Annotated in this window: 20 protein-coding genes and 1 pseudogene; 11 read left to right on the top strand and 10 right to left on the bottom strand. The window is 71.4% G+C overall.

Annotated elements, in window-relative coordinates; genetic code table 11:
• Positions 1-34: 34 nt before the first annotated feature.
• The gene (locus ABLE68_RS16420) at positions 35-2,284 is read right to left on the bottom strand and encodes a polyribonucleotide nucleotidyltransferase (protein ID WP_348872769.1); all 2,250 of its coding nucleotides are present in this window, start codon (positions 2,282-2,284) and stop codon (positions 35-37) included.
• Between the two features lie 259 nt (positions 2,285-2,543).
• Complete coding sequence (gene rpsO, locus ABLE68_RS16415; RefSeq protein ID WP_348872767.1) at positions 2,544-2,819, bottom strand: 30S ribosomal protein S15; 276 nt, start codon at positions 2,817-2,819, stop codon at positions 2,544-2,546.
• 160 nt (positions 2,820-2,979) lie between these two features.
• Here rpsO and ABLE68_RS16410 point away from each other — a divergent pair, with 160 nt between their 5' ends.
• Entirely contained in the window at positions 2,980-3,669 is a 690-nt protein-coding gene (locus ABLE68_RS16410; protein ID WP_348872766.1) for a hypothetical protein, read from the top strand.
• Between the two features lie 13 nt (positions 3,670-3,682).
• On the opposite strand, the gene ABLE68_RS16405 is transcribed toward ABLE68_RS16410, so the two are convergent.
• Both ABLE68_RS16405 and ABLE68_RS16400 read right to left on the bottom strand, forming a co-directional pair.
• Positions 3,683-4,069 carry a molybdopterin-binding protein gene (locus ABLE68_RS16405; protein ID WP_348873299.1) on the bottom strand — a complete coding sequence of 129 codons (387 nt, stop codon included), beginning with the start codon at positions 4,067-4,069 and terminating at the stop codon, positions 3,683-3,685.
• A 30-nt stretch (positions 4,070-4,099) separates the two neighbouring features.
• Positions 4,100-4,630: pseudogene (locus ABLE68_RS16400) on the bottom strand (molybdopterin-dependent oxidoreductase); the annotation flags it as partial.
• An 18-nt stretch (positions 4,631-4,648) separates the two neighbouring features.
• On the opposite strand from ABLE68_RS16400, the gene ABLE68_RS16395 reads away from it, so the two are divergent.
• From ABLE68_RS16395 to ABLE68_RS16350, 10 genes are all read left to right on the top strand, one after another.
• Positions 4,649-5,512, top strand: coding sequence for a sensor histidine kinase (locus ABLE68_RS16395; protein ID WP_348872765.1), 864 nt, complete (start codon positions 4,649-4,651; stop codon positions 5,510-5,512).
• The gene (locus ABLE68_RS16390) at positions 5,464-6,105 is read left to right on the top strand and encodes a LuxR C-terminal-related transcriptional regulator (RefSeq protein ID WP_348872764.1); all 642 of its coding nucleotides are present in this window, start codon (positions 5,464-5,466) and stop codon (positions 6,103-6,105) included. The genes ABLE68_RS16395 and ABLE68_RS16390 overlap by 49 nt, the downstream gene beginning before the upstream one ends.
• A gap of 573 nt (positions 6,106-6,678) precedes the next feature.
• Positions 6,679-7,983 carry a hypothetical protein gene (locus ABLE68_RS16385; protein ID WP_348872763.1) on the top strand — a complete coding sequence of 435 codons (1,305 nt, stop codon included), beginning with the start codon at positions 6,679-6,681 and terminating at the stop codon, positions 7,981-7,983.
• A 37-nt stretch (positions 7,984-8,020) separates the two neighbouring features.
• Entirely contained in the window at positions 8,021-8,965 is a 945-nt protein-coding gene (locus tag ABLE68_RS16380) for a hypothetical protein (RefSeq protein ID WP_348872762.1), read from the top strand.
• Positions 8,949-10,283, top strand: a complete 1,335-nt coding sequence (locus tag ABLE68_RS16375; RefSeq protein WP_348872761.1) for a hypothetical protein — start codon at positions 8,949-8,951, stop codon at positions 10,281-10,283. Before ABLE68_RS16380 ends, ABLE68_RS16375 begins: the two co-directional genes overlap by 17 nt.
• Positions 10,284-10,286: 3 nt before the next feature.
• A complete protein-coding gene (locus tag ABLE68_RS16370; RefSeq protein WP_348872760.1) occupies positions 10,287-10,811 on the top strand; it encodes a hypothetical protein in 525 nt (174 codons plus the stop codon).
• Positions 10,808-12,781, top strand: a complete 1,974-nt coding sequence (locus tag ABLE68_RS16365) for a hypothetical protein (RefSeq protein ID WP_348872759.1) — start codon at positions 10,808-10,810, stop codon at positions 12,779-12,781. The genes ABLE68_RS16370 and ABLE68_RS16365 overlap by 4 nt, the downstream gene beginning before the upstream one ends.
• Before the next feature lies 1 nt (position 12,782).
• Positions 12,783-14,033 carry a hypothetical protein gene (locus ABLE68_RS16360; RefSeq protein WP_348872758.1) on the top strand — a complete coding sequence of 417 codons (1,251 nt, stop codon included), beginning with the start codon at positions 12,783-12,785 and terminating at the stop codon, positions 14,031-14,033.
• A gap of 6 nt (positions 14,034-14,039) precedes the next feature.
• Positions 14,040-15,425 (top strand): M20/M25/M40 family metallo-hydrolase, encoded by a 1,386-nt coding sequence (locus ABLE68_RS16355; protein WP_348872757.1) that lies wholly within the window; start codon positions 14,040-14,042, stop codon positions 15,423-15,425.
• Complete coding sequence (locus ABLE68_RS16350; RefSeq protein WP_348872756.1) at positions 15,422-15,892, top strand: helix-turn-helix transcriptional regulator; 471 nt, start codon at positions 15,422-15,424, stop codon at positions 15,890-15,892. Before ABLE68_RS16355 ends, ABLE68_RS16350 begins: the two co-directional genes overlap by 4 nt.
• Here the strand turns inward: ABLE68_RS16350 and ABLE68_RS16345 are convergent.
• The 6 genes from ABLE68_RS16345 to ABLE68_RS16320 form a co-directional block, all read right to left on the bottom strand.
• Positions 15,859-16,830 (bottom strand): hypothetical protein, encoded by a 972-nt coding sequence (locus ABLE68_RS16345; RefSeq protein ID WP_348872755.1) that lies wholly within the window; start codon positions 16,828-16,830, stop codon positions 15,859-15,861. The two genes, ABLE68_RS16350 and ABLE68_RS16345, sit on opposite strands and share 34 nt — an antisense overlap.
• Positions 16,827-17,765 carry a bifunctional riboflavin kinase/FAD synthetase gene (locus ABLE68_RS16340; RefSeq protein WP_348872754.1) on the bottom strand — a complete coding sequence of 313 codons (939 nt, stop codon included), beginning with the start codon at positions 17,763-17,765 and terminating at the stop codon, positions 16,827-16,829. Before ABLE68_RS16340 ends, ABLE68_RS16345 begins: the two co-directional genes overlap by 4 nt.
• Positions 17,766-17,786: 21 nt before the next feature.
• The gene (gene truB / locus ABLE68_RS16335; RefSeq protein ID WP_348872752.1) at positions 17,787-18,671 is read right to left on the bottom strand and encodes a tRNA pseudouridine(55) synthase TruB; all 885 of its coding nucleotides are present in this window, start codon (positions 18,669-18,671) and stop codon (positions 17,787-17,789) included.
• The gene (gene rbfA, locus ABLE68_RS16330; protein ID WP_348872751.1) at positions 18,668-19,150 is read right to left on the bottom strand and encodes a 30S ribosome-binding factor RbfA; all 483 of its coding nucleotides are present in this window, start codon (positions 19,148-19,150) and stop codon (positions 18,668-18,670) included. Before rbfA ends, truB begins: the two co-directional genes overlap by 4 nt.
• A gap of 100 nt (positions 19,151-19,250) precedes the next feature.
• Positions 19,251-22,103 (bottom strand): translation initiation factor IF-2, encoded by a 2,853-nt coding sequence (gene infB, locus ABLE68_RS16325; protein WP_348872749.1) that lies wholly within the window; start codon positions 22,101-22,103, stop codon positions 19,251-19,253.
• Positions 22,104-22,204: 101 nt separating this feature from the next.
• Positions 22,205-22,495: a YlxR family protein gene (locus ABLE68_RS16320; RefSeq protein WP_348872747.1), complete on the bottom strand. Its 291-nt coding sequence runs from the start codon at positions 22,493-22,495 to the stop codon at positions 22,205-22,207.
• Positions 22,496-22,537 lie beyond the last annotated feature (42 nt).

Raw genomic sequence — 22,537 nt, 5'->3', positions numbered from 1 at the left:
GTTGCCTTCGGGCGGGTCGACGATGAAGCAGTGGTCACTCGGAGTCGTCCGCGCCTTCGTCAGCAGCGGAGTCCGACGCAGCCTCGTCACCCTCGACGACCGGGATCAGCGACAGCTTGCCGCGGTCGTCGATCTCGGCGATCTGGACCTGGATCTTCTGGCCGACCGAGACGACGTCCTCGACCGCGTCGACCCGCTTGCCGCCGGCGAGGCCACGCAGCTTGCTGATGTGCAGCAGGCCGTCCTTGCCGGGCATCAGCGAGATGAAGGCACCGAAGTTGGTGGTCTTCACGACGGTGCCGAGGTAGCGCTCACCGATCTCGGGCATGGTCGGGTTGGCGATCTGGTTGACAGCGTTCTTGGCCGCCTCGGCCGCCTCGCCGTTCGTCGCACCGATGTAGATGGTGCCGTCGTCCTCGATCGTGAGCTGAGCGCCCGTGTCGTCCTGGATCTGGTTGATGATCTTGCCCTTCGGCCCGATCACCTCGCCGATCTTGTCCACCGGGATCCGGATGGTGATGATGCGCGGCGCGTGCACCGACATCTCCTCCGGGGTGTCGATGGCCTCGCCCATGACCTCGAGGATCGCCATGCGGGCGTCCTTGGCCTGGGTCAGCGCGGCAGCCAGGACCTCGGCGGGGATGCCGTCGAGCTTGGTGTCGAGCTGGAGCGCGGTCACGAACTCGGGGGTACCGGCGACCTTGAAGTCCATGTCGCCGAACGCGTCCTCGGCACCGAGGATGTCGGTCAGCGCGACGTACTCGAGCTTGCCGTCGATCTCACCGGAGATGAGGCCCATGGCGATACCGGCCACGGGCGCCTTCAGCGGGACACCGGCCTGCAGCAGCGACAGGGTCGAGGCGCAGACGGAACCCATCGAGGTCGAGCCGTTGGAGCCCATGGCCTCCGACAGCTGACGGATGGCGTAGGGGAACTCCTCGCGCGTGGGCAGCACCGGCAGGAGCGCGCGGCGGGCGAGCGCACCGTGGCCGACCTCGCGACGCTTGGGCGAGCCGACGCGGCCGGTCTCACCGGTGGAGAACGGCGGGAAGATGTACTTGTGCATGTAGCGCCGGGTCTTCTCCGGCGACAGCGTGTCGAGCTTCTGCTCGAGGGTCAGCATGTTCAGCGTGGTGACGCCCAGGATCTGGGTCTCGCCGCGCTCGAAGAGCGCCGAGCCGTGGACCCGCGGGATCACGGCGACCTCGGCGTGCAGCGGACGGATGTCGGCGAGGCCGCGACCGTCGATGCGGACCTTGTCGCGCAGGACGCGCTCACGCACGACCTGCTTGTTGACCGAGCGGAACGCCGCGCCGATCTCCTTCTCGCGACCCTCGAACTGCTCGGCGAGCGAGTCGAGGACCGACGCCTTGAGCTCGTCGGTCTTGGCCTCGCGCTCCTGCTTGTCACCGATGGTCATCGCGGCGCTGAGGTCAGCCTTCGCGGCGGCCTCGACGGCGGCGTACACGTCGTCCTCGTAGTCGAGGAAGATCGGGAACTCGACGATCGGCTTGGCCGCCTCCTTGGCGAGCTCGGCCTGCGCCTCGCAGAGCTGCTTGATGAACGGCTTGGCGGCGTCGAGGCCGCTGGCCACGACGGCCTCGGTCGGCGCCTGGACGCCCGACTCGACGAGGTTCCAGGTCTGCTCGGTGGCCTCGGCCTCGACCATCATGATCGCGACGTCACCGGTCTCGGTGACGCGACCCGCGACCACCATGTCGAACACGGCGTTCTCGAGCTGGCTGTGCGTCGGGAAGCCGACCCACTGGCCCTCGATCAGGGCGACGCGGACGCCGCCGACCGGGCCGGAGAACGGCAGGCCGGAGATCTGGGTGGAGAGCGACGCGGCGTTGATCGCGAGCACGTCGTAGGGCATGTCGGGGTCGAGGGCCATCACGGTGATGACGACCTGGACCTCGTTGCGCAGACCCTTCTTGAAGGTCGGGCGCAGCGGGCGGTCGATGAGGCGGCAGGTGAGGATCGCGTCCTCGCCCGGGCGGCCTTCGCTGCGGAAGAAGGAGCCGGGGATCTGGCCCACGGCGTACATCCGCTCCTCGACGTCGATCGTCAGGGGGAAGAAGTCGAAGTGGTCCTTCGGGTGCTTGCCGGCCGTCGTGGCCGAGAGCAGCATGGTCTCGTCGTCGATGTAGGCGGTGACGGCGCCGGCGGCCTGGCGGGCCAGGAGTCCGGTCTCGAACTTCAGCGTCCGCTGGCCGAACTTGCCGTTGTCGATGACCGTCTCGACCGCGGTGATGACCGGGTCGGTGGACGTGGATTCAGTCAAGGGTCGTCCCTGTTCTGTTCGCGGAGCGATCTCGCGCGGTGGGCCGGTCTTCGATCGAGGCCCGCAGGATGTCGTTGGTCGAGCTTGTCGAGATCCCGAAGGCCACTACCGAGGACCGAGCCATAACGTGGCGGTCGCTCCTGGTTACCTGATGTGTTGAGTTGTACAGCCGTTCGAGCCTATCGAGCCGCACCGAGATGCGGAAACGCGCTGGACACCGCAAGAGAGCGGTGTCCAGCGCGTCACGAGAAGGCCAAGATCAACGGCGAAGGCCGAGGCGCTCGACGATCGAGCGGTAGCGCTCGATCTCCGTCTTCTGGAGGTAGTTCAGCAGGCGACGGCGCTGGCCGACGAGCAGCAGCAGACCACGACGGCTGTGGTGGTCGTGCTTGTGCGTCTTGAGGTGGTCCGTGAGGTGGCTGATGCGGTGGCTCAGCAGCGCGATCTGCACCTCCGGCGAACCGGTGTCGCCCGGCGTCGTGGCGTAGTCGGCGATGATCTTCTTCTTGGTCTCCGCGTCGGTTCCGATCGACATGCGGGCTCCTCTCGGTTAGCTGCGCGGCGCGCCGGGGCCTGTTCACCCGGGCACTCTGGTTCCGCGGCCGTTCTGACGGCATGTCGCCTCGTCGGAGGCAACCTGAGAACTCTAGCGCGCAGGCGCTCCGCCCACCGAATCCGCATGTGATCATCAGGGGGTGGTACGACGTCTCGGAGCCCTCGCCAGCGCGGTCGCGCTGAGCCTGACGCTGCTCACATCCTCTCCCGCGACCGCCCGGGCGCGCGAACCCGCCTGGGCCGCCCTCGTGCCGGCCGGGACCACCCAGGTCGTCCGCACGGTGTCGAGCCACGAGTTCTGCCGCCAGGTCTGGTGCACGGTCACCCAGGCCTGGGAGAAGGACGCCGAGGGCACCTGGACCAAGATCCGGGAGTTCCGCTCGATGATCGGGAGCCGCGGCTGGGGCAAGCGCCACGAGGGCGACTACCGCTCCCCCGGCGGCGTCTTCACGATCGCGGTCACCTTCACCACCGGCGCCCAGAACCCCGGCGAGATGCCGTGGAAGCGCCGCCGCGCCACGTCGATCGTCTCCAGCACGCCCGGGCCCAACTACAACACCTGGCTCGAGGTGCGCGGCGTCACCAGCGGCAACCGCCCGGCGATGCGGTCCGGCTGGGTCCTCGACTACAACAACGTGCGGATCCGGCCCGGCGTCGGACCTCGTCCGGTGCCCGGGAAGGGCAGCGGGATCTTCTACCACACGTCGAAGCCCGGCGATCGGTGGTCACCGACCGCCGGCTGCACCGAGGTCGGCAACCCCCGGCAGATGCGCTGGTTGCTCACGTGGCTGCGCCCGGAGGCGAAGCCGCGCGTGGTGCAGAACCGCTGACGACCGCCGACCGTCAGGCGACCGTGACCGGGTGCCGGACGACGGCGTCGAAGAAGTAGCCGTTGTCGTTGAACGGGGTCTCGAGCGGCTGCACGCGTCCGGCGACGTCGGTCGCCCGCGCCATCAGGACGTGTTCGCCGGCCTCGGGAGCCGGCCACGACCAGGTCCACTGGGCCCAGCCCCGCTGCTTGGACCGCTCGATCCTCGCCTTCGACCAGGTCGATCCGCCGTCGGCGCTGACGACGACCTCCCGGATCGGACCCGCACCGCTCCACGAACGACCGGTCAGCTCGATGGCCGGCCGCTTCTGGAGCGTGGCGGCCCAGGGCAGCTCCCACGCCGAGCGCACCGGGTTGACCGTCAGCGGCGGCGAGTCGACCGGGTAGTCGCCACCGGTCATGCGGTACCACTTCGTGTTCCACGGTGACGTCAGCTCGGTCAGCGAGACCTCCAGCGACCCGAGCCACTTGATGCTGCCGATGCCGACCCAACCGGGCAGCACCAGCCGCAGGGGGAACCCGTGGTCCGGCAGGAGCGGCTTGCCGTTCATGTTCCACACGAGCAGGGCGTCGTCGAGCGCCTTCGCCACCGGGAACGGTCGTCGCACGGGGCCGTAGTCGACGCCACCGGTGACGTAGTTGTCGTCGAGGCCGGTCGCCTGGATCGACACGGCGTCGGGGTTCAGCCCGACCTTCTTCAAGACGTCGCGCAGCCGGACGCCTTCCCACTGGACCGTCCCGACCGCACCGAGCGTCCACGCCGTCCCTGCTGCGGGGGTGTGCTGCTGGGTGTTGAAGAAGCTCCGGCCGTTGCCGGTGCACTCGTGGGTCGCGACCAGCGTGGTGGTCGGCAGCTTCTTCAGGTCGCGCAGCGTCAGGACCACGGGCCTCTCAGCGGTGCGCGCCTTCTTCAGGCCGTCGCCGAAGATCTTCAGCTGGTACGTCGAGGCGTCGACGACCGGCGTCGCCGTGTGGTTGCGATGACCTGGCGGGACCTGGCCTGGATGCCGGCCGCCTTCGTCGTGTCCTTCACGATCAACCTGACCGTGATCATCCTGGCGCTGGGCGTGGTGACCTGGTTCATCTGGTGGTTCGCGACGCCGTGGCTGATGCGGGCACGGGCCGCGGTCGACCGGTGGTTCCTCGCCTACAGCCGCACCGAGACCCTCGAGCAGCGGGTGCAGGTGCTCGCCGAGACGCGGGCCGACCTGGTCGACCACTCGGCTGCGGAGCTGCGCCGACTCGAGCGCGACCTCCACGACGGCGCGCAGGCCCGGTTGGTGGCGCTGTCGATGAGTCTCGGCATGGCCGACGCGGCGTTCGAGAGCGAGGACCCCGAGCAGGCGCGGCAGCTCATCAAGGACGCCCGCTCGACCACGACCGCCGCGATCGGCGACCTGCGCTCCGTCGTCCGCGGCATCCACCCGCCCGTGCTGGCAGACCGCGGACTGGCCGGCGCGGTCGCGGCGCTCGCCCTCGACATGGCGATCCCGGTGCCGGTCGACGCCCAGCTGCCGGGCCGACCGCCGGCCCCGGTCGAGTCGGCGGTCTACTTCGCGGTCGCCGAGTGCCTCGCCAACGTCGGCAAGCACTCCGGCGCCCGCAACGGCTGGGTCCACCTCCGCCACGAGGACGGCGTCCTGCGAGCGATCGTGGGCGACGACGGCCGTGGCGGCGCCGATCCCGGCGCCGGAACCGGCATGCTGGGGGTGATGCGGCGACTGGCCGCGTTCGACGGCACGCTCAGCGTCTCGAGCCCGGCCGGCGGCCCGACGATCGTCACCCTGGAGGTCCCGTGCGTCTTGTCCTCGCCGAGGACCACGCCCTCCTCCGGGCCGGCCTGATCCAGCTCCTCGAGGGCAACGGCTTCACGATCCTGCACGCGGTCGACAACGCACCCGAGCTCGAGCAGGCGCTGCTCGACCCGGAGGCCGAGGCCGCCGTGCTCGACGTACGTCTGCCTCCGACGCAGACCGACGAGGGACTGCGCGCCGCCATCGCCGTACGGGAAGCACGGCCGGGGTTCCCGGTGATGGTGCTCTCGCAGTACGTCGAGCAGCTCTACGCCCGCGAGCTGCTGGCCAGCGGCGTGGGTGCTGTGGGCTACCTGCTCAAGGACCGGGTCGCCGACGTCGCGGAGTTCGTCGACGGCGTACGACGGGTCGCCGCGGGCGGCACCGTCCTCGACCCGGAGGTCGTCGCGACCGTGATGGCGCGACAGCGCGAGGAACCGGTGGAGCGGCTGACGCCGCGTGAGCAGGAGGTGCTCGGGCTGATGGCCGAGGGCCGGTCGAACGCCGCGATCGCGATGCACCTGAGCGTCACCGAGAAGGCCGTCGCCAAGCACATCAACAGCATCTTCACGAAGCTCGACCTGCCGATCGACGAGGACGACCACCGTCGGGTGCGGGCCGTGCTCGCCTGGCTGCGCGTCTGATCTCCGCCGGGGGGTGGGTTAGTCGCCGATCCGGGCGGCGGTGCGTCATCCACCGTTCCGATCCCGCGAAACGGTGGATCACCCGCCGATCCGGGCCGGCGGTGCGTCATCCACCGTTCCGATCCCGCGAAACGGTGGATCACCCACCGCCGGCCGGTAGATCCCCGACCACAGGTCGGCGTCGTCCCGATAGCCAGCCAAACTCGGCCGGAGGCGGCGCGGTCAAGGGCGCGAAGCGGCGAAGCGAACCCTTGACGGCGCCGGTGGAGGCCGCACCCTGGCGCTATCGGGAGGACGACGTAGACAGTCGGGCTGCGGGGGTTTCGAGACAGGCGCTGCGCGCCTTCCTCAACCACCGGGAGCCGCCGCGCCATGACCCGGGCGGAGTCGCACGTCCGAGTGAACTGACGCGCGCGAGACATCTCTGGACCACCCCGACGAGGCGACCACGAGCCGTCGACCCCGGGCCGGTGACCACGCGTCCGTGACCCCGCTCGTGGGACTACTGGCGACCTCGTCGCGCGCCGTTCACTGGTCGCCACCACACGGCTTCGCGGCAGAGAGGACATGGCGATGACGCAGGCGTCAACCGAGTTCGAGGACGAGCTCGAGATGGAAGACGAGTACGAGGACGAGGCATTCCTCGGCGGGCTCGCCAAGATCGCCGGCTCCCTGCTCGGCGAGGAGGAGTACGAGTTCGAGGACGAGCTGGAGGGCGAGTTCGAGGACGAGTTCGAGATGGAGCTCGAGGGCGAGTTCGAGTCGGAGTACGAGGACGAGTACGAAGACGAGTACGAGTCGGAGTACGAGGACGAGTACGAGGCGGAGGACGAGTACGAGGACGAGTACGAGGACGAGGCCTTCTTCGGTGGGCTCGCCAAGATCGCCGGCTCCCTGCTCGGCGAGGAGGAGTACGAGTTCGAGGCGGAGTCCGAGGAGGAGTACTTCTTCAAGCGGATCGGCCGGGCCCTGCGCAAGGTGCCCTGGCGCAAGGTCATCAAGTTCGCCGCCCCGAAGCTCGCGACCGTCTTCGGCGGCCCCGTCGGCGGGATGATCGCGAAGGCCGTGACGTCGCAGCTCGAGGGCGAGTTCGAGGACGAGCTCGAGGGCGAGCTGGAGGAGATGGCCACCGCGCCGGTCAGTGCGTCGCAGGCCGAGGCGGAGTACCTCGCCGCCCGCGCCACCGCGACCGAGTCCGAGTCGGAGGCGGAGAGCTTCGTCGGGTCGGCGATCTCGCTGACGATCACCCCGCGGGAGCGCCAGGAGCTGCAGCACCTGCTGCCGAGCCTGCTGCGCGGCGCGTCGGTGCTGACCCAGGTGCTGCACCGCAGCCCGGGCTCTCGTCAGGGCCTGCGTCTCCTGCCCGGCATCGTCGGCTCGACGGCCGGCACGCTGGCCCAGCTGCAGCGCTCCGGCCACCGGCTCACCCCGGCCGACGTCGGCACGGTGCTCGGCGCCAGCGCCGACCGCGTGATGACCGATCCCCGCTGGCAGCGCGCCGTCGCGCGTCGTCACGCCCGCGGCCTGGCCCACGTCCACCGTCGGCGCCGTGGCGGCGTACGCCGAGGTCGCGGCTACCGCAGTGGCTACCGCGGCGGCTACCGCACCGGCCCGCGCCGGGTCACCCGCGGACCGGTCCGCACCACCCGTCGTGCCGTCACCGTGCAGCGCCGGCCCAGCCACGTGCACACCCAGCGCGCCGGGACCCGCGTGCAGCGGCCCCGCCCGGGCGTCGTCCGGGTCGTCACCCCCGTCCGCGTGCCCGCCCGCAACGGCAGGCCGGCTCGCACGATCAAGGTCGTCAGCGACGTCAAGGTCCCCCGCGGCGCCGTGCCCACCGGACGACCGGTCGGGCTGACCGCCAAGAAGCGTCGCTGACCACCGAGCCCGAGAACCGACCGACACAGGAGTGGACATGACCACGTTGAACCACCGCTACCCCGCCATCCAGGGCGAGTACGAGGACGAGTTCGAAGACGAGTACGAGGACGAGTACGAGGACGAGGCCTTCTTCGGCGGGCTCGCCAAGATCGCCGGCTCCCTCCTCGGCGAGGAGGAGTACGAGGACGAGTACGAAGGCGAGCTCGAGGATGAGTACGAGGACGAGGCCTTCTTCGGCGGGCTCGCCAAGATCGCCGGCTCCCTCCTCGGCGAAGGCGAGTTCGAGGACGAGTACGAGCTCGAGGAGGAGGGCGAGTACGAGTTCGAGTTCGAGGCCGAGGCGGAAGCCGAGATGGAGTCGGAGCTCGAGTTCGAGGACGAGTTCGAGGAGGAGGCCGAGGAGGAGGCCGAGGGCTTCGTCAACCCGGTCCGGCGCATCTACCGCGACGCCGAGTCGATGGCGCACCTCGCCGTACGCGCTGAGCGGGCTCAGAGCGAGTCGGAGGCCGAGGCCTTCATCGGCGCCCTGGTGCCCCTCGCTGCAAAGCTCATCCCCCGCGCCGCGAAGCTGATCTCCCGCAACGCGCCGACCCTGGTCAAGGGAGCGAGCCGGATCGTGCGGCAGCTGCGCCGCTCCCCGCAGGGCCGCCGCCTCGTGCGCGGGCTTCCGGTGGTGCTGCAGCGCACCGCGCAGAGCCTCGCCGACCAGGCCGCCAACGGCCGCGACATCGACGCGGACACCGTCGTGCGCACGCTCGGCACCATGACCGGGCGGGTGCTCGGCCCGCGCCGTCGCCGCAGGGCGCTGCGCGCGGTCAACCACTGGGACCGCCGCTGGCAGCGGCGGGCGCACTGGCAGCGCCGCCACGGTCACCGCCCCTACCGGATCCACGGCCGCGGCGTACGCCGCCCGGGCTACCGCGCTCCGATGCGCCGCCCGGTCAACCGGCGGGTGACCCGCCGTGTCCGCCGTCGCTGAGCGGGTCGGTCCTCGCACACCCGTGCCTGTCACCCGGGTGCGGAGGGCCGTCCCCGCACCCGGGCGCACCCCGCTGGCGTCCTTCGCCACCGGGCAGGGCGTCAACGTCCGCCGGCACCTCGAGGCGCTGCGCGACTTCCACCGCACCGAGTTCGGTACGTCGATCGCGCGGCCGTCCGAGGGGCACGTCCAGGCCGTCAACGAGCTGCTCGCCCGGCTGCGCCGCCCGCTGGAGCAGGCCGTGGTCGAGGTCGAGCGGACCGGCCAGGCCGCCGCCCGCCACCCGGGGTCGGTCGACCTCGGCGAGCTGCTCCGGCTCAAGAGCAAGGCCCACGACTGGGTCCGTGCGACCGAGCGGGTGTGGGACTTCTACTTCGAGCTCTTCGGCCAGCGCCAGGGGGCCTTCGGTGAGTGGCTCTACGCCTGCGACAAGATCGCGCTCGACTGCTACCAGCACATCCACATGCACCTCGGGAAGCCACGGTCGATCCCCAGCCCGGCACCGTTCGCCTACATGCGCACCGGCTTCTCGCCGGCGACGTACCGGCGCAACATCCCGCTGCGCAAGCTGGGCCGGCAGCTCAACCCCTTCCCGCTGGTGCAGCTGCCCTACCACCGAATGGTCAACCCCTGGACCATGGGCGCGATCCTCCACGAGGTCTGCCACAACCTGCAGAACGAGCTGGCCCTCGAGGACGAGATCCCGCGCGCGGTCTACCGATCGCTCCGCGCCGCCGGGCAGCCGGTGTCGGTGGCCCGGACCTACGCCCGGTGGAACCGGGAGATCTTCGCCGACCTGGTCGGCTGCATGCTCGGGGGCGAGGCGTTCGTCGCGTCGCTGATGGACGTGATCGGTCGCAGCCCCGAGCAGGTGCTGGCCTTCTCGCCCCACGGCGTGCACCCGACGCCGTACCTGCGGACGTTCTTGTCGACGCACCTGCTGCGCCGGATGGGCTTCGACCACATCGCCGCCGACTACGAGAAGGTCTGGCTGCGGCTCTTCCCGAGCACGGCCGGCACCACGATCCCGCGCGTCATGCTCACGCACCGCGAGGAGACGGCACGGGTCGTGGTGGACGCGATCTGCTACACGAAGTTCCCGTCGCTCGGGAACAAGTCGCTGCGCCAGGTGATCACCTTCGAGCCGCGGCAGCAGGCGATGATCGAGGAGGCTGCCGGCCGGCTGGCGAAGGGCATCGACCCCGGCGTCGTGCCGGAGCGCTTCCTCATCGGCGCCGTGCGGATCGCCGTCGACCGCGGGCTGGCCACGCCCGAGGTCGCGATGCGGAACTTCTACCAGGCCCTCTCGGGGAGCTGAGCCATGACGATCTCCCTCGCCCTCCACGAGCTCCGCGACGCGACCGCCCGGCTCTCCGAGGCCGTCACCGAGCTGGTCATGATCGCCCACGAGGACCGACCCGACGGCAGCGAGGTCGCCGCCGTCGACAGCTTCGCCGAGCAGGTGTCCGAGCTCCAGTCGGCCGTCGTCACGGCCGGCCGCGTCCTCGCCGCCGTCGACGGCACGGACCAGCTCGCGCGCCGGATGGCCGACGTCGACGCGGCCATCGCGTCCGCCGCCCTGCGCTACTGGCGTGACCTGCGCTCGTACGACGCGACCGCGGCGATGCGCCAGGCGGCGCGTCGCGGCCGGGCGGACTGGCGGGCCTGGCAGGTGAGCATCGAGCAGTCCCAGGAGCGCTGCGAGCAGCCGTTGCTCGAGGCCGTGACGCGCGCCCGTGCCGTCTGGCTCGAGCTCGCCGAGCTGGTCTCGCTCTGGCTCGCGCACGGACCCATCACGATCGACGCCGGCGGACCGGCATCGGAGAACACCAGGAGGAGCACATGAGCTCGAAGTCAGCCATCCCCGTCGTCGACGTCGACCAGGCATTTCCCACCATGGTCGGCGCGACGAGCGGATCGACGGCCGTCGCACCGTTCGACCAGGGGCCGACCGTCCGTGCCGCGATCCGAGACGTTCTCGGCATGCGCAGCCGGGTGCAGGACCCCAAGGCGTTCACCGACGCCCTCACGGCGGCGTTCCGGCTCTCCCGCTTCGAGGGCCACATCACCTCGGAGTTCGTGCCGCGTGGGTACGCCGTCCAGGCCGACCTCGGCGCCGTCACGGGGGGTCAGGCCTCGCTCTACCGGCGCGCGACGCTGGCACGCACCGAGATCCTCCGGATCCTCGACGGCCTCACGCCTCTGCGCGTCGACGGCGACCTCCAGGACATGGACGCCTACCGCACCATCGTCCGCAACGCCGTGCAGAACCTGGTCGACGAGCTCGGTGCCCCCGGCGGACCCCGGGTGACCATGGTCGACTCCTACCTCGCCGGCCTCCTCGGCACGTCCCCCGACCGCGACCCCGACACCATCGGCGGCCAGCTCGGGGCGCTGCGCGACCGCTTCGGCCTCGTCGACGACAACGTCAACACCATCGAGGAGGAAGGTCTGCGTACGGCGTACTGGACCCTCGTCGACATGGTCCGCGACCTCAAGGTCTCGTGGGGCTCCCAGCGTGACCACTTCACCGGCGGCTCGGGCGCCGGCTTCCTCGGCACCGAGCTGATCCTGATCAGCCGCCTGATGGAGGCTGCCGCGGACCAGGTCGACGAGCTGGAGCTGGTGCTCGACTCGGTGCTGATCTCGCAGTCCGAGCGGCAGACGATCATGCTGCACGACGAGTCCAACCTGACCCTCGACGGGCTGCTGAGCTGGCTGCGCACCTTCCTCGCCGAGGAGGGCCGCCACCTCGCCCAGGACGCGGGCCGTGACGGCATCGTCTCGGCGCTCGCCCCGACCGCGGTCGCCCTGGCCGAGACCTTCCAGCACGCGCTCGCCGACCCGATCGTGCCGGGCAACGCCATCGAGGGCCTGGTGCCGGTCCGCTACCTGCGGGCCGGGTGCTGCCGCAGCTGGCCACCCGGGATGCGGTCCGCACGGGTCGCGATCGCGGTGTCCAGCCTGTGCCGGCTGCTCATGGAGCTGGCCCGGCGGGCGCAGCGCATCGGTCGCTGGGCCGGCGTCGTGGTCATCGACGTCGCGATCTCGCACGTGCGGCACAACATCGACGCGAAGAACCCGCCGCTGGGCGGGGTCGTCAACGTCGAGGTGCGCGGTCTCAACCTGCGCCGCCACTTCATCCCGGCGTTCGTCGGGAGGCGGGCGCGCGAGCAGGGCGAGGAGCACTGCCGCGCCGAGGAGCTCGACCTGCGTGACCTGGTCCGGCCCCTGGAGCTCTCGGCCACCGCCGACGGCGAGAGCGTCTCGGCGCTCTTCGCCGTCAACGAGCTGCGTCCGATCCTCAGCGAGGCCCAGATCTTCGAGATCCCGGACGAGGGACTGGTGTTCCCGGCGTCCGACGTGCCCGTCGCGCTGATCGACTCCGAGACCGCGCAGGTGGTCCACGCACCCTGGCCCAGGTCGTGGCCACGACTGGTGCGCGCCGACCACCCGAACCCGCCGAAGGGCGACATCGACAAGGAGGTCCGGATCGCGCGGGTCGACGGCCTGCGGGCACCCGTGGTCGAGGACTACCGGTTCCGCGACCCGGTCGGCCGGTCGATCGAATCGATCAACGACCCCGACGAGTCGGCGCGCCCCGACGGAGTGGCGTCCGACGTGTCGAGCCTGGTCGACCACCTCGTCGAGCAGCTGGTCGCCCGCCTCGACCGGGAGCAGCGCTTCCAGGTCGGGCCGAGGACCGCCGTCAAGACCCCCGTCCAGACCCCCGTCCCGACGCCCGCCGCCAAGAAGGCTCCGGCCAAGAAGACGCCCGCCAAGAAGGCTCCGGCCAAGAAGCAGGGAGGCCAGTGAGATGTTGACCGAGAAGGACTACCAGGAGCGGATCGACCGGATCCACGCGCTCCGCGAGCAGGTCGCCGACCGGCTCTCGGGGAGCCTGGTCTCCAACCCCGCCCTGGCCGAGGAGCTGAACGGCCAGATCGACGACCTCGTCGACGCCGCGGTCCGTGCCGACGAGGCGGCGGGTGCGCCGCCCGACCGCGGGCTCGCCGCCCTGGTCGGCATCGGCCCGGACGCCGCGCAGGAGTTCGGCGAGACGCTGACCACCCAGGGCGTCACGCCGTACGACGACAACGTCAACTCCGAGCGCATCGTCGCCGTCGGCGACCTCTACTACCTCTACCAGCACGAGGCCATCGGGGTGTTCAAGGTCGTGCAGAAGCTCAAGGAGCTGTTCGAGAGCGGCGCGGTCCGGCTGTCGTCGGGTCCGGGCGCCTACCGGCTCTACCAGTTCGACCGCCGCGACGTGCTCCGCTACACCCGCAAGGACCGGCACGACGCCTACCGGCGGGTGCTCGGCTACGGACGCGGTCTCGGCTCGGCGCAGAGCCGGCCGAACACCGACTTCCACCTGCTCTTCGGGCACTTCGTCAACCAGGTCACGCTCTTCTGGCGTGACAAGCGCATCTCGGACGTGATCCGCGAGCGGGCGCTCGACCCGAGCTTCGGCTCCATCGCGGTCGTACGCCGGGCCGGGCTCGACCTGCGCAACAACCTGAAGTTCACGTCGTTCGGTCACCTGAACGTCCTGCGCATCGAGGTCATGCAGGTGCTCGAGGAGTGCTTCCGGATCCTCGGCTCGGAGGACGTCAAGGACCTGTTCGGGGCCGACAACGCCTGGGACGTCGTCGACGAGGTGCTGATCCGCTACTTCGACGAGCGGCTGCAGAGCTCGCCGCGCCAGCGGATGGCCGTCACCGGCCGCGAGGTGCTGCGCTGGCTGTCCGGCCCGCACATCCTCGAGACCGGTCGGGGCGAGTTCGAGACGATGCTGATGGACATCGCCGAACCGGCCGAGGAGTGGCTGACCTCGGCCCAGGCGATGACCCTGGCCCGGCGTACGGGCTCCGACCGGGTGCTCCCCTGGGAGACCCTCGGCCAGTCCGGCGTCGCCGTGCCGGTCAACGAGCGGAGCCCGCTGACGGTGCCGCCGACCGGGATCACCCAGCCCCGACGGATGCCGGCGCCGGTCTACCCCCGACGAGGGGGCCGTGGCACCTACCGCGGCGGCAGGGGCGGCGTGCCGCGGCGTCGGCCGCGCTGAGCCGCCATGGACAACCGGCTCGGGGCGGTCCGTCGCGCCGCTGCGCGGGCCGCCCCGGCCGCGCTCGACGACCTGGAGTCGTGGCTCCGGATCCCGTCGGTGAGCGGGTCGCCGGAGGTGGGACGGGCGGTGGCGTGGGTGTCGTCCCGGCTGAGCCGGAGCGGTGCCGACGTACGCCGCCTGCCCGGTCCGGTCGTGGTCGCCCGAACCCCTGGCCAGGGTGGCGCGACCACCGTCGTCTACGGCCACCTCGACGTGAAGCCGCCCGGTCCCGGGTGGACCTCGCCGCCGTTCCGGCCGACCCGGCGTGGGCACCGGCTGGTCGCCCGGGGCGCGAGCGACGACAAGGGCCAGCTGATGTCGCACCTGGTCGCGCTGGAGGCCTGGGCGCGCGCAGGTGGCCCGCCCGGTGACGTCATCACGATCGTCGACGGCGCCGAGGAGGTCGGCAGTCCCGGCCTGCCTGCGGCCCTGCAGCGGGCCCGGCTCTCCGGGCCGGTCTCGGCGGTCGTCGTGGTCGACACCCGCGCCGCGGGACCTGGGCGCCCGACCGTCACGCTGACCCAGCGCGGGGCCGTCCCGGTCCACCTCACCGTCGACGTCGGTGGGCGGCCCGTGCACGCCGGCCGCCTCGGCGGTGCGGTCGTGGACCCGTCGCTGGTCCTCGCCGCGATCCTCGACCGCGCCTCGCGCTGGCTCGTCACGCTCCCGACTCCCCCGCCTCCCCACCCCACCGAGCCGACGCTCGGCGCCATGCGTGCCGCGGCCGGCCGGCGAGCGGTCCTCGCCGATCCCGTGCGCGGCGCGACCCGGGCCGGCGCGATCACCGTCAACCGTCTGGCCGCCCGTGCGGCGGCCGGCGCCGTCCCCACCCGAGCGGACGCCTGGACCGACGTCCGGGTGCCACCCGGCCTCGACCCCGCGCACGTCGTACGACGCCTGCGGCGCGAGCTCCGCCGCGGACTGCCGCCGGGCGTGACGCTCACCCTCGCGGCAGGCCCCGGTGGCGCGGGGATGGTCCTCGCTCCACCCGGTCGCGTCCGCGGCGCCGTCGACGAGGCCTGCCGCGCGGCGTACGGCCGGGCGGCGGTGAGCGCGGCATCGGGCGGCTCGATCCGCGCCGCCGAGGTGCTCCGCGACGTCTTCGGCCAGGCGCCGGTGCTGCTCGGACTGGGTCCGGCGGACGACGGCGCCCACGGCCCCGATGAGTACCTCGACCTGCGCGAGTGGCCCGCCCAGGTGGACGTGCACACCATCCTGCTGGCCCGGCTTGCGGCCACCAGAACCCCCCGATCGGGCCAGCGATCCGGGCCGTCGACCTCTGTTACGGTCCAAAGGCCTGCCGCGTCATGGGGATCGGAAAGTGCACTGCAACTCTCGGGAGTGACATGACCGCGCCACCAGGAAGCGAGCGTCGCCGCACCCTCGCGGTCCGGCCGCGGCTCGGCGAGCACGACCACCTCGACCCGCCCCCGTCCGGGCCGGCATCCGACCCCGACCGGCTCGGCGAGCTGCTCGGGCAGGTCGCCGAGCTGGTCGATCAGGGCACCTACGACACCGACGAGCGCGAGGGCGTGCTCCTCGACGTGACGCTGGGCCGGGTGCGCTGCGTCATCGTCGAGCAGGAGCCGCCGCTGCGGGTGACGCTCTCGCCGCGCGAGCGACAGATCGCCCTGATGGTGGCGCACGGTCGCACGAACCAGGCGATCGCGACGTCGCTCGAGATCAGCGTGTGGACGGTCTCGACCCACCTGCGGCGGATCTTCGCCAAGCTCGCCGTCTCCAGCCGCGCCGAGATGGTCGCCCGGCTGCTGGCCGACCACGACTACTCGCCGCTGGTCGCCCCGGACGCCCGGTAGGCGAGGTAGACCGCGCGCACGCCGACGGCCCGCTCGAGCTCGCGCATGACGCTGCCGAAGAACTGCTCCCGGTAGGTCTCGTCGGTCACCGTCGAGACGGTCAGGTAGAGACCGGAGAACGCCGCGAGGAAGGTCGACACCTGGACCAGCGCCCGCGACGAGGTGAACTCCGGGTCGGTCTGCCAGGCGCTCATCACCGGGTCGGACATGATCAGCCAGCCGAAGAGCATCAGGAACCCGAACACGCTCAACGACAGCAGCAGGACCTGGGTGACCTGGACGATCATCAGCACCAGGATCAGGTTCCAGCGCTCGAAGCCGGTCACCTCGGCGTACGACGCCGGGTCGGCGTCCGGGTCGTCGACCAGCTCGCGGCAGACCTCGGCGAGCGGCGTCCGCGCACAGGTGCGGAGCAGGAACGCGTCGTCGACGTGGTCGTCGGCGCGGTCCACCTCCTCGGGCAGCCGGACGAAGAGGAAGCCGACCGCGAGCAGGGCGAAGAGCAGCACCACCAGCCAGAGCGTGCCGACCGAGAGGTTGCCGCCGACCTGCCACATCTCGGTGTTGATGAAGAGGAAGGTGATCGCGAGCAGCAGCAGCGGGAGCGCACGCGTCGTCATCGGCAGCAGCGTGCGCAGGCTGCCGAAGGTCCGGGCCAGCGCCCAGGTCACGATCTGCCGGGCGTGCAGCGCGGTGAGGGCGTACCAGGTCGCGGCGATCAGTCCGAGCGACACCAGCAGCGCCGGGCCGGCGCTGAACTCGTCGAGGAACCACGCAAGCAGGACACCCGCAGCCGCCGCGACCAGGGCGACCACGAGCACCAGCGGCACCGTGCGCTTGAGCCGGAGCGCGTTGCGTACGTCGGCCCGCTTCTCGGGGACGAAGTAGGACAGTCCGTGCTGGAGGAACCACGCATCGGTGTCCTCGAGGACGCTCACCGCGCCTCGAGCAGCGTGCGCGCTTGGTCGACGTCGTCCTTCATCTGCTCGATGAGCTTCTCGACGCCCTCGAAGGCGACCATGCCGCGCAGCCGCTCGACGAAGCTGACCTCGACCTCGACGCCGTAGAGCTCGAGGTCGTCGCGGTCGAGCACGTAGCTCTCGACGCGCCGCTCGCGCTCGCCGGCGAAGGTCGGGTTGGTGCCGACGCTGATCGCCGCGGGGTAGGTCTCCCCCGTGTCGAGCCGGCGCAGCCGGCCGGCGTACACGCCGTCGGGCGGAGCCGCGACCATCTCGCTGGTGGGCACGTTGGCGGTCGGGTAGCCGAGCTCGCGCCCGCGCCTGTCGCCCTGGACGACCACGCCGCGCACGGCGTACGGGCGGCCCAGCGCCTCGGCCGCGCCGGCGACGTCACCGGCGGCCAGGCTCATCCGGACGTACGTCGACGACCACACCTGCGGGCCGCCGTCGAGCGGGATGCCCTCGGCGGTGAAGCCGAAGCGTTCGCCGGTCTCACGCAGGGTGCCGACGTCGCCGGCGGCACGGTTGCCGAAGCGGAAGTTGGCACCGACCACGACCGCGCCGGCGTGGAGGGTGTCGACCAGGACGCGCTCGACGAACTGCTCCGGGGTCCAGGCGGCGACGTCGCGGTCGAAGGGCACCGCCAGCATCGCGTCGGCACCGACCTCGCCGAGCAGCTGCGCGCGCACCTCGAGGGAGGTCAGCGTCGTCGGGGCGTGCTCGGGGCGCAGCACCGCCATCGGGTGCGGGTCGAAGGTGACCGCCACGACGGTGAGACCGCGCTGGTCGGCGATCTCCCGCGCTCGCGCCACCACGTGGCGGTGGCCGAGGTGCACCCCGTCGAAGTTGCCGATGACGACGGCCGTCGGCCCCAGGTCGGCCGGGACGTCGTCCAGGGATCGCCAGATCTGCACGGGCAGGACTCTATCGGCGCGTCATACGAAGACGGCGACGGCCTTGGCCGCGTCGCCCCGTGGCTCGTAGAGCGCGAGGAACTCGCCGTCGGGGGCGAACACCGCGGTGAGGCCCTCGAGGTCGATCGCGAGGGCCCGTCCGACGCGGACGTCGGCGGCCTGCGCGTTGTCGAGCTCGACCGCGGCGAAGGCGGCGCGGGCGGCCTCGGCGATCGGCATCGGCGTGAACTCCTCCGCCAGCTCGTCCAGGGTGTGGGCGGACGCGAGGTCGTAGGGACCGACGGCCGTACGCCGCAGCGCGGTCAGGTGACCACCGACGCCGAGCCGGGCGCCGAGGTCGCGGGCGATCGCCCGGATGTAGGTGCCGCTCGAGCAGCGCACGGAGATGTCCAGCTCGGTGGTCGAGCTCGTCGAGACCCCCCGCACCTCGTGGACCGTGAGCTCGTGGACGGTCACCGGGCGGGCCTTGAGCTCGACCTCCTCGCCGTCACGCACGCGCTGGTAGGCGCGCTTGCCGTCGACCTTGATCGCGGAGACCGCGGTCGGCACCTGAAGGATGTCGCCGACGAGCTCGGCGGCGGCGGCCCGGACCGTTGCCTCGTCGAGGCCGTCGGCGGCGACGGTCGCGGTGACCTCGCCCTCGGCGTCGTCGGTCGTGGTCGCGACGCCGAGCCGGATCGTCGCGTCGTAGCCCTTCTCGGTCAGCATCAGGTGGCCGAGCAGACGGGTCGCCCGGTTGATGCCGAGCACCAGCACGCCGGTCGCCATGGGGTCGAGCGTGCCGGCGTGGCCGACCTTGCGGGTGCCGGCGAGCCGGCGCACCCGGGACACCACGTCGTGCGACGTCATGCCCCCGGGCTTGTCGACGACGACCAGGCCGGACACCGGACCGGGCTCAGCCGTCACGCGTCGTCGTCGTCGAGGTCGTCGTCCTCGTCGAGGTCGTCCTCGTCGGTGACCTCGCGCGGCTTCTTGTACGGGTCCTGCTCGCCGGCGTACTGCTCGACGCGGCGGGCCGCGACCTCGTCGTCGAGCGCCTTGGCCCGGGCCAGCACCTCGTCGAGGTGGCGGGCGCTCTCGGGCAACGCGTCGGCGATGAAGGTCAGGGTCGGCGCGGTGCGCATGCCGAGCTGCTTGGCGACCTCCGAGCGGAGCAGGCCCTTGGCCGACTCCAGCGCGGCGGCGGTGCTGGCGAGGGCGGCCTCGTCGTCACCGGTCGCGTCGAGCACGGTGTAGAAGATCGTCGCCTGCTGGGAGTCACCGGTGAGTCGGACGTCGGTGATCGTCACGAACCCGAGCCTCGGGTCCTTGATCCGACGTTCCAGCATCTCCGCGACGATCACCTGGATCCGGTCCGCGATCTTGCGGACGCGTGGGCTGGCCATGTTCCTTCTTACTCCTTTACGCCGAGTCGGCGCAGTGTCAGTCGGTGGAAACGCCGAGTCGGCGCAGTGTCAGCTGACACTGCGCCGACTCGGCAGGGGATCAGCCGCGCGGGATTTCCTTCATCTCGAAGGCCTCGATGATGTCGCCCTCCTTGATGTCCTGGAAGTTCCGCAGCACCAGACCACACTCGAAGCCCTCACGGACCTCGGACGCGTCGTCCTTCTCGCGCTTGAGCGACGCCAGGTCGAGGTTGTCGGCGACGACGTTGCCGTCGCGGATCACCCGGACCTTGGCGTTGCGGCGGATCAGGCCAGCGGTGACCATGCAGCCGGCGATGTTGCCGAGCTTGGACGAGCGGAAGATCGCACGAATCTCCGCCTGGCCGAGCACCGACTCCTCGTACTCCGGCTTGAGCATGCCCTTGAGGGCCGCCTCGATCTCCTCGATCGCCTGGTAGATGACCGAGTAGTAGCGGATCTCGACACCTTCCTTGTCGGCCATCTGCGCCGCCTTGCCCTGGGGCCGGACGTTGAAGCCGATGATGATGGCGTCGGAGGCTGCCGCGAGGTCGACGTTGGTCTCGGTGATCGCACCGACGCCGCGGTCGATGACCCGGAGGCTGACCTCGTCGCCGACGTCGATCGCGGACAGGGCGTCCTCGAGGGCCTCGACCGAACCGGACACGTCGCCCTTGAGGATGAGGTTGAGCTCCTGGCTCTCGCCCTTCTCCATGGAGGCCATGAAGTCCTCGAGGGTACGGCGGACGCGGCGCTTGGCCTGCATGGCCGCACGCTCACGGGCCTCACGCTTCTCAGCGATCTGGCGCGCCGTGCGGTCGTCCTCGACCACGATGAACGTCTGACCGGCACCGGGCACCGCGGTGAGACCGAGCACCATCGCGGGACGCGACGGGTCGGCTTCCTCGATGTTGTCGCCGTGCTCGTCGAGCATCGCGCGGACGCGGCCGTAGCCGGCTCCCGCGACGATCGAGTCGCCGACGCGCAGCGTGCCGCGCTGGACCAGCACCGTGGCGACCGGACCGCGACCGCGGTCCAGGTGCGCCTCGACGACGAGGCCCTGGGCGTCCTGGTCCGGGTTGGCCCGGAGGTCCAGGGACGCGTCAGCCGTCAGGATGACCGCCTCGAGCAGCTTGTCGAGGTTGAGCTCGGACTTCGCGGAGACGTCGACGAACATCGAGTCGCCGCCGTACTCCTCGGGCACCAGGCCGTACTCGGTCAGCTGGCCGCGGACCTTGGTCGGGTCGGCGTCCGGCTTGTCGATCTTGTTGACCGCGACCACGATCGGGACGCCAGCGGCCCGGGCGTGGTTGAGCGCCTCGACCGTCTGCGGCATCACGCCGTCGTCAGCGGCGACCACGAGGATCGCGATGTCGGTCGCCTGCGCACCACGAGCACGCATGGCGGTGAACGCCTCGTGACCCGGGGTGTCGATGAAGGTGATCCGACGATCGTTGCCGTCGACCTCGGCCGTGACCTGGTAGGCACCGATGTGCTGGGTGATGCCACCGGCCTCCTTGTCGACGACGTTGGCGTTGCGCAGCGCGTCGAGGAGCTTGGTCTTTCCGTGGTCGACGTGACCCATGACGGTGACGACCGGCGGACGGATGGCCAGGTCGGCCTCGTCACCCTCGTCCTCACCGAACTCGAGGTCGAACGACTCGAGCAGCTCGCGGTCCTCGTCCTCCGGGGAGATGACGAGCACGACGTAGTTGAGCTCCTCCCCGAGCAGCTCGAACGTCTCGTCGTTGACGGACTCGGTCGCGGTCACCATCTCGCCGAGGCTGAACAGCATCTGCACGAGCGACGAGACGTCGACGTTGATGCGCTCGGCGAAGTCGGTCAGTGACGCGCCACGCGGCAGCTTGACGGTCTCGCCGTTGCCCTTGCGGACGCGGATGCCGCCGATGGTCGGGGCCTCCATGGCCTCGAACTCCATCCGACGGGCGCGCTTCGACTTCCGTCCACGCCGCGACGGACCGCCGGCGCGACCGAACGCACCCTGGGTCTGGCCACGCTGGCCGGGACGACCGCCACCGGGGCGACCGCCACCGCTCGGGCCGAAGCCACCGGGACGACCCGGGGCACCGGCACCAGCCGGGGCACCACGGCCCGGAGCGCCACCGCGACCCGGAGCACCGCCGGGGCCACCACGGGCGCCGCCGGGGCCACCGCGGGCGCCGCCGGGACCACCGGGGCCACGGCCACCGGGGCCACCACCGAAGGCGGCGGGAGACTTGGGCATCATCGCCGGGTTGGGGCGCGGCATGCCGGGACGGCCGGGCGCGCCACCGTCGCGAGCACCCGGGGGGCGCGGCGGACGGTTGTCACCAGCACCGGCACCGGCGGCGGGCGGAGTGCCCTCGCGAGCCGGGGAGGGCGCGGGCTTGCGGCCCATGCCCTGGCTGGAGGCGAACGGGTTGTTGCCCGGACGGGTGCCACCAGGCTTGCCGACCGGACGGGGAGCGGGAGCCTTGGGGGTGGCCGAGGCGGCAGGCGCCTCGGGCTCGGCCGGCGGCTCGGTGGCCGCGGGGGCCTCCGGCTCGGCGGCAGCAGCCTTCTTCGGACCCGGCCGCGGTGCGGCGGGGGCCTCGGGGGCGGCCGTCTCGGCCACGGGCTCGGCCACCGGGGCGGCGGCGGGCTCAGCAGCCGCGGGCGCCTCGGGGGCGGCCTCGGGCTCGGCCGCGGCGGGAGCCGGGGCAGCCTTCTTGGCCGGCGCCTTGGGGGCCGGCTTGGCGGGCGCCTCAGGTGCGGCGGCGGGCGCCTCCGCCTTCAGCTTGTCGCCGTACTCCTTGCGGAAACGCATCTCCGCAGGCAGCTCGACGGTCGAGCTCGCCGACTTGACGAACTCCCCCATCTCCTTGAACTTCTCGAGAACGAACTTGCTCTCGACACCGAACTCTTTGGCGAGTTCGTGAACTCGGGTCTTAGCCACGCTTCTCCTTCTGGCCTGAGACCCGGGTCCAGTTCTGTGCTGGGGGGTGATTCAGACCGTTAGTGGTTGTGCAAACTCATCGGAAAGTACTCATCGAGTGCTCATGAGCTGCTGCTCCAGTCTCTGTCGGTCGATTGGTCGGTCATGGGTGTGCGCGAGTCGAGGTAGTCCCTCACCGGTGCGCTGGAGAGACCCGCCGCGACCCGAAGGGCACGGCCGAGAGCCTTCCGGCGCACGGCGAGTTCGAAACACTCGGTCGTGGGATGCAGGTGCGCCCCGCGGCCGGCTGCGGTGCCCTGCGGATCGGGTACGGCGGCCGGCTGGCCGAACGCATCCGAGCCGACGGTCACCCGCAACAGCTCGCTCTTCGCGGCCCGCGTCCGGCATCCCACGCAGGTCCGAACCGGGCCGGTAGGGGCTGAGGGTTCGGGGCA

It is taken from the genome of Nocardioides pollutisoli (assembly GCF_040045055.1).
In the GTDB taxonomy this organism is placed as follows: Bacteria; Actinomycetota; Actinomycetes; order Propionibacteriales; family Nocardioidaceae; genus Nocardioides; species Nocardioides tweenelious.
The sequence above is the reverse complement of the archived record's forward strand: the minus strand, read 5'-3'. Positions and strand labels throughout refer to the sequence as shown.

What these genes read in the sequence shown, in the direction of transcription:
- rpsO (WP_348872767.1), bottom strand. Translation starts at nt 2,819, where the DNA reads ATGTCGATCGGAACCGACGCGGAGACCAAGAAGAAGATCATCGCCGAC.
- ABLE68_RS16405 (WP_348873299.1), bottom strand. Translation starts at nt 4,069, where the DNA reads ATGACCGGTGGCGACTACCCGGTCGACTCGCCGCCGCTGACGGTCAAC.
- ABLE68_RS16395 (WP_348872765.1), top strand. Translation starts at nt 4,649, where the DNA reads ATGACCTGGCGGGACCTGGCCTGGATGCCGGCCGCCTTCGTCGTGTCC.
- ABLE68_RS16385 (WP_348872763.1), top strand. Translation starts at nt 6,679, where the DNA reads ATGACGCAGGCGTCAACCGAGTTCGAGGACGAGCTCGAGATGGAAGAC.
- ABLE68_RS16380 (WP_348872762.1), top strand. Translation starts at nt 8,021, where the DNA reads ATGACCACGTTGAACCACCGCTACCCCGCCATCCAGGGCGAGTACGAG.
- ABLE68_RS16370 (WP_348872760.1), top strand. Translation starts at nt 10,287, where the DNA reads ATGACGATCTCCCTCGCCCTCCACGAGCTCCGCGACGCGACCGCCCGG.
- ABLE68_RS16365 (WP_348872759.1), top strand. Translation starts at nt 10,808, where the DNA reads ATGAGCTCGAAGTCAGCCATCCCCGTCGTCGACGTCGACCAGGCATTT.
- ABLE68_RS16360 (WP_348872758.1), top strand. Translation starts at nt 12,783, where the DNA reads ATGTTGACCGAGAAGGACTACCAGGAGCGGATCGACCGGATCCACGCG.
- ABLE68_RS16355 (WP_348872757.1), top strand. Translation starts at nt 14,040, where the DNA reads ATGGACAACCGGCTCGGGGCGGTCCGTCGCGCCGCTGCGCGGGCCGCC.
- ABLE68_RS16350 (WP_348872756.1), top strand. Translation starts at nt 15,422, where the DNA reads ATGACCGCGCCACCAGGAAGCGAGCGTCGCCGCACCCTCGCGGTCCGG.
- rbfA (WP_348872751.1), bottom strand. Translation starts at nt 19,150, where the DNA reads ATGGCCAGCCCACGCGTCCGCAAGATCGCGGACCGGATCCAGGTGATC.